The organism is Ruegeria sp. TASC047 (assembly GCF_059612445.1).
The window spans coordinates 1-1,272 of the sequence record NZ_JBXWQP010000002.1 but is presented as its reverse complement, the minus strand read 5'-3'; the positions used below and the strand labels follow the sequence as shown (position 1 = coordinate 1,272).

Below are 1,272 nucleotides of genomic sequence, written 5' to 3'. Positions count from 1 at the left end.
GGATTTTTCACCCAGTCCTTGTCGGACCGCGATCCTGAGCTTTTTGGCTCGATCCGGTCTGAGCTGGGTCGTCAGCGCGACGAGATCGAGCTGATTGCGTCCGAGAACATCGTCTCTGCCGCCGTGATGGAGGCGCAGGGTTCGGTGATGACCAACAAATATGCCGAAGGTTACCCGGGCCGGCGCTATTACGGGGGCTGCGAGTTTGTTGATATCGCCGAGAATCTGGCCATCGACCGCGCCAAGCAGCTGTTTGGCTGTGGTTTCGCCAATGTGCAGCCGAACTCGGGCAGCCAGGCCAACCAGGGCGTGTTCCAGGCGCTGATCCAGCCCGGCGACACCATTCTGGGCATGAGCCTGGATGCCGGTGGCCACCTGACCCACGGCGCGCGGCCCAACCAGTCGGGCAAGTGGTTCAACGCCGTGCAATACGGCGTGCGCCAGCAGGACAACATGCTGGACTATGATCAGGTCGAGGCGCTGGCGAAAGAGCATAACCCCAAGCTGATCATCGCGGGCGGTTCGGCCATCCCGCGTCAGATCGACTTTGCCCGCATGCGCGAGATCGCCGACATGGTCGGCGCCTATCTGCACGTGGACATGGCGCATTTCGCCGGTCTGGTTGCGGCGGGCGAGCACCCCAGCCCGTTCCCCTACGCGCATGTGGCGACCACCACCACACACAAGACCCTGCGCGGCCCACGTGGGGGCATGATCCTGACCAATGATGAAGATATCGCTAAGAAAGTGAATTCGGCGATCTTCCCCGGCATTCAGGGCGGCCCGCTGATGCATGTGATCGCGGCCAAGGCCGTGGCCTTTGGCGAGGCGCTGCGCCCCGAGTTCAAAAGCTATATCCAGCAGGTCGTGACCAATGCGCAGGCGCTCAGCGATCAGTTGATCAAGGGCGGGCTCGACACCGTGACCCACGGCACCGACACCCATGTGGTGCTGGTCGACCTGCGCCCCAAGGGCGTCAAGGGCAACGCCACCGAAAAGGCCCTGGGCCGGGCGCATATCACCTGCAACAAGAACGGCGTGCCGTTTGACCCGGAAAAGCCGACCATCACGTCGGGCATCCGCCTTGGCAGCCCCGCCGGCACCACCCGCGGCTTTGGCGAGGCCGAGTTCCGCCAGATCGCCGACTGGATCATCGAAGTGGTCGACGGCCTGGCCGCCAACGGCGAAGACGACAACGCCGAAGTCGAAGCCCGCGTCCGCGCCCAGGTCGCAGACCTCTGCAACCGCTTCCCTATCTACCCGAACCTGTAA

Annotated in this window: 1 protein-coding gene; it reads left to right on the top strand. The window is 63.7% G+C overall.

The window, feature by feature from the left end; all coding sequences use genetic code 11:
• Positions 1–1,272, top strand: a 1,272-nt coding sequence (gene glyA, locus AC2FLO_RS00525; protein WP_496755294.1) for a serine hydroxymethyltransferase, incomplete at its 5' end; no start/stop codon positions are given.